General features: G+C 63.7%; 3 protein-coding genes. All 3 read right to left on the bottom strand.

Going from position 1 to position 5,165, the window contains the following annotated elements:
• Nucleotides 1-184: 184 nt before the first annotated feature.
• Nucleotides 185-3,040: a GGDEF and EAL domain-containing protein gene (locus tag VDP82_RS13575; protein ID WP_323015383.1), complete on the bottom strand. Its 2,856-nt coding sequence runs from the start codon at nucleotides 3,038-3,040 to the stop codon at nucleotides 185-187.
• Between the two features lie 188 nt (nucleotides 3,041-3,228).
• Entirely contained in the window at nucleotides 3,229-3,828 is a 600-nt protein-coding gene (locus VDP82_RS13570; RefSeq protein WP_323015382.1) for a GNAT family protein, read from the bottom strand.
• A gap of 6 nt (nucleotides 3,829-3,834) precedes the next feature.
• Nucleotides 3,835-5,097, bottom strand: a complete 1,263-nt coding sequence (locus VDP82_RS13565; RefSeq protein ID WP_323015381.1) for a pitrilysin family protein — start codon at nucleotides 5,095-5,097, stop codon at nucleotides 3,835-3,837.
• Nucleotides 5,098-5,165 lie beyond the last annotated feature (68 nt).

Raw genomic sequence — 5,165 nt, 5'->3', positions numbered from 1 at the left:
CGCCGGTGGAAGATCGTTATGAGGCCGCGCTGGCCAGCCTGCGCATCACCCGGGCCTCATTGAGCCCCGACGCCGGCCACGCCTAGATCATTTCACCGTTTAGTCGAAACGCTGAAATGATCTAAGCCTTTGTTTTATCGCGTTTCCGAACCGAAAACCGGTATTCACTTTTCCTGGAAACGCTCTAGCGACCCAACTGGATCGCCAGCTTGCGGCCGAATTCCGCTCCGGTCATCGCCGCGCCGAAGGCAAAACCCTGTGCATAGCGGCAATTGAGCTGGCGCAGCCGCTCGACTTCCTCCTGAGTTTCCACCCCTTCGGCGATGACCATCATGTCCAGGTCCGCCGCCAGTGCCACGATGGCCTTGATGATCGGAGCCTGTGTATGAGAGAAGCCGTTGCCTTCGCTCAGGGTGACGAAATTTGCCGGAATCTTGATGGTATCGAAGGGGAAGCGATGCAGATAGCTCATCGATGAATGGCCCGTGCCGAAATCATCGAGTGCCAATCCCAGCCCCAGGCTGCGCAGCGCCTGCAACATATAGGCGGAATGCTCGGGATTGCTCATCACCTGGCTTTCGGTGATTTCGAGCTTGAGGTGCCGCGCCAGTTCCTTGTTCTGGCTGACAAGGCTGCGCATGTCGTTGAGCAGGGTCTCGGTGGCCAATTGCGTGGGCGAAAGGTTGACCGAGATGAAGAAGTCCTCGGGCAGGCCGAGCGTCGTCATCCAGTCGCGGGCCTGGGCCGCCGATTGCTCGAAAGCCAGCCGCCCCAGCTTTTCGATCTGCCCCGAGCGCTCGGCCAGGGGCACAAATTCATCCGGATTTACGGCGCCACGCGTCGGATGGTTCCAGCGCATCAGCGCTTCGGTGCCGACGATCTGGCCGGTCTGGATATCGGTGACCGGCTGGAACTGCACATGCAGTTCGCCCTGCTTCATGCCGCGTTCGAGGTCTTCCTCGCTGGCGCGGTTATAGGCGGCGATGGAGCGGGCCGAAGCACGATAGGCCTCGATGCGGTCGCCGCCCAGACGCTTGGCGTAATACATCGCCAACTCCGCATCGCGCAGCACGTCGGCGGCGCTGGCGGGGTTGCTGTCGTAGATGGTGACGCCGATGGAGGCCGAGAGCGTCAGGTCGCGATCGCCGAAATTGAACGGGGCCTTGAGTGCCTTGCGGATCTGCTCGGCGGTCTCGGCGATCTTGCTCGCGGCCTGCTCGGAAGCCAGGATCACGGCAAACTGGTCACCGGTGACGCGCGCCAGGGTGTCGAGCGGCCGCATAATGCGGGAAATTCGCCGCGAAATGGCCAGCAGCACCGAATCCGCCGCCGAATGGCCGATGCGCTCTTCAAGCTCGGTGAAGCGGTCGATATCGATGAGAAACACGGCCGGCTTGATGCCGCCCGGCGTGCGGGCGCGCACCAGGGAGCGCTCCAGCCGGTCGAGGAACAATTGCCGGTTGGGCAGGCCGGTAAGGCTGTCATGCACGGCATCGTGCAGCAGGCGCTCGCGCGCCGCCCGGTCTTCGGTAACGTCCTGCAAGGTGCCGACGATGCGGTTGACCTGGCCGTCGCCGCCCAGCACGGGCTTCACCCGCATGCGGAAACTGCGATAGCTGCCATCGTGGCTGGCGATGCGCATATCGGCGGAGACCTTGCCGCGCCGCAGCTCCACCAGAGTGTCGAAGGCGGTGCGGAAGCGGTCGCGGTCGTCGGGATGGACGCGATCGAGCCAGCGCTTGATGGCGCCCCGCAGCGTACCGCGCTTTTCACCCAGCCGCGTCGCCAGTTCTTCGCTGACCGTCACACGGTCGCGCTCGATGTTCCAATCGAACACGAAGTCACCCGATCCGGTCAACGCCAGTGCCCGCCGCTCGACCTCCGAGAGCGTTCCGATGGTCACCTGCCCTTCGGAAAAGGCGTGTTGAACCGCAGTAAAGCCGAGCAACATGACGATGAGCACCAGCCCGCCGCCGACCGCGGGCTGGGCGACATCGTTGGATACCTGCCCCGACACCACCAGCCAGGAATAGAACAACCAGGCGATGAAGATGATCCAGGTTGGCACCAGCAATACGGCGCGGTCGTAGCCGCGCAGGGCCAATAGCAGGATAAGAAAGAAACCGGAGAGCCCCAGCAGCACCAGCACCAGCCGGGCAATGGTGGCGGCGATGGCCGGCTGGAAGAAGGCAAAGGCGAAGAGCGCGAGGAATAGCGCCGCCAACCCCAAGGCCAGATGCACGAAACGCAGATGCCAGCGGTGGAGATTGAGATAGATAAAGAGAAAACCGGCCAGTGTGGTGGCGATGCCGGCTTCGGCTGCGGCCCGCAGGGGCTGCACGCCGCCGGCAGGCAGCCCGAGCACTCTTCCCAGCACCCCGAAATCGATGAGCAGATAGACCAGAACCGCCCAGGCAAAGGCAGCCGTGGCGGGGAACACTCCCCTGCCCTTCACCACGAACATGATGGTGAGGAAGATCGCCGCCAGCGAGGCCACCCCGAGCACCACGCCTCGGAACAGGGTGAAGGAGTTGACATAGTCGCGATAGGCGTTGGGTTGCCAGAGATAGAGTTCGGGCAGGTCGGCGCCCACCAGTTCGGCGACGAAGGTGACCGTCGCGCCCGGATCGAGCGTCACCTCATAGACATCGGCTTCGCTGTCGGTCAGCCGCACCGGGCGAATGCCGGCGCTGGGCGTCAGCGCCTGCAGGCGATCGTCGCCCAGGTCGGGCTGGAAAATGCCCGAGCCCGGCAGGCGAAAGAAGGGGGCCACCAGCAGCCGCTCGATCTGCTGGTCGCTCTCGTTGCGCAGGGCGAAGAGCGCAAAGCTGGGATTGGTGCCCGGCTCGCTTGCCAGAACCTCGATGCGACGGATGATGCCATCGGCGCCCGGCGCGGTGGAAAGCTGCACGCGACCATTGGTTCCGGGCTGCACTTCGATCACATCGGACAGATTGACGGCGTTGACGTCTTCCGGGACGGTGATGACCTCGAAGGCGACTGTCGGCCAGACGACGGCCAGCGCGACGAGAACGGACATCGCAAATGCAAGAAGATGACGCATCAGGGGCGGGTATATCCTGCGATAGGCTTCATTATGACGGCATTCCGGCAAGGTCACGGCAGCGACAGCACGCCGAAACGGCATCCTCTTGGCGGGGTGCCTTTTGGTAGCGGGGATTGCCGCGGGCGACAAGGCCGCGAACCTGTTGCCAAATAGCAACAGATTTAGGCCAGGCGGCCGCTGAACCGCGCCACATCATAGCGCTCGCGGGTCAGCCCCATGAGCACATGGTCTTCCCAGCGACCGTTTATTTGCAGATATTTCTCTGCAAAACCCTCTTCAACGAAGCCGTTCTTTTCCAGCACACGGCGGGAAGCCATGTTGCCCGGCAGAAAAGCGGCATGGATTCGATGCAGGTCGAGGGTCTCGAAGACGAAGGGCAGGCAGAGCGCCACCGCCTTGGTCATCAGGCCCTTGCCGGCATGAGGCTCGCCCATCCAATAGCCGAGCGTGACGAATTGGGCCGCGCGGCGGCGGATATTGGAGAGGGTTATGCCCCCAACCAGCACGCCCCCCTCGAAGACGAAAAAGGAATAGTCGCTGCCCTCCTCGGCTTCCTGCCGGGCGCGGCGCACTCGTAGCGCGAAGACGCGGCGGCTGAGATCGGCCTCGGTCCAGCGCGGCTCGAAGGGCCGGAGGAAATCGCGGCTGGCGCTGCGCAGGGCGTACCATTCGGCATAATCGGCCATTTGCGGCAGGCGCAGCAGCAGGCGCGAGCCTTGCAGGGCGATCAGCGGTGCCGGGGACGACCAGGGCCAGAGCATGATCGGCTAGCGTTTCAGCATGTCGCCGATGGCACCCAGATCGGCCAGCTTGCCGATTGGGCCGATGCCCGCCAGCGTGGGCGTCCCGGCCGTGAAGATCTGCTCGGCCACGTCCTGCACGCGCCGGGCGGTAATGCGGTTGAGGCGCTCCACGGTCTCGGCCATCGGGATGGGCCGACCCCACAATATCTGCGGGCGCGCCAGCTGCCCGGCGCGGGCCGAGGGGCTTTCCAGCGACATGAGCAGGCCGGCGCGAATCTGGTTGCGCACCCGCACCACTTCGTCGTCGGTGATGGTCTGGGTGGCGCGCTTGAGTTCATCGAGAACCACCGGCACCAGGTCGGAGACCTCATCCTCTCCCGTCGCCGCCGCGACGCCGAACACGCCGCTATCGGCAAAGGCCCAGTGAAAGGAATAGACTGAATAGCACAGGCCTCGCTTCTCGCGGATTTCCTGGAAAAGCCGCGAGCTCATGCCTCCCCCCAGGATCGAGGCCAGCACCTGGGCAGCGTAAAAGCCATCCGAATTATAGGCGCGCCCCTCGAAGCCGATAACGATATGGGCCTGCTCATGATCGGACAGCAGACGCTCTTCGCCGCCGCGATATTCCGCCCGTTGCGGAGCGGGCGCTCCATTGGGCTTGAGATCGGCGAAGCGCTGCCGCGCCACCTCGACGAGCCCGTCATGATCGACATTGCCGGCCGCCGCCATCACCATGTGGTCGCCCACATAATTGCGGCTCATATATTTTCGCACCGTATCGGCGGTGAAATCGCGCACCGAATCCACCGTGCCCAGAATGGTGCGGCCGATGGGCTGGGTGGGGAAAGCCGCCTCCTGGAACAGGTCGAACACGTGATCGTCGGGATTGTCGCGCGCCGCGCCGATTTCCTGCACGATGACCTGCTTCTCGCGGGCCAGTTCCTCTTCCTCGAACAGGGAATTTTGCAGGATGTCGGAGAGGATGTCGGCGGCCAGCACCACGTCGTCCTTGAGCACACGGGCAAAATAGCCGGTATGTTCGATGGAGGTGGCTGCGTTGAGATCGCCTCCCACATTCTCGATGGCCTCGGCGATCTGCAGGGCCGTACGCGATTTTGTGCCCTTGAAGGCCATATGCTCGAGCAAATGGGAAATGCCGTGTTCGGCCTTGCGCTCACTGCGCGCGCCCGCCTTTACCCAGACACCGAGCGAGGCGCTTTCCAGATGCGGCATGTCATCGGTCAGCACCACCATGCCATTGTCGAGGGTCGTCGATTGAACGCTCACGCGAGGCTCCTTCACAGGCCTGGCGGTCGAGCGACCACGAGGCCCTCGATTCGTCAGGCAGCGCGCGT

This window comes from Devosia sp., assembly GCF_034675085.1.
Taxonomy (GTDB): Bacteria; Pseudomonadota; Alphaproteobacteria; order Rhizobiales; family Devosiaceae; genus Devosia.
Note: the sequence above shows the minus strand (reverse complement) of the source record. Positions and strands in the feature narration are given on the sequence as shown.

What these genes read in the sequence shown, in the direction of transcription:
- VDP82_RS13575 (WP_323015383.1), bottom strand. Translation starts at nt 3,040, where the DNA reads ATGTCCGTTCTCGTCGCGCTGGCCGTCGTCTGGCCGACAGTCGCCTTC.
- VDP82_RS13570 (WP_323015382.1), bottom strand. Translation starts at nt 3,828, where the DNA reads ATGCTCTGGCCCTGGTCGTCCCCGGCACCGCTGATCGCCCTGCAAGGC.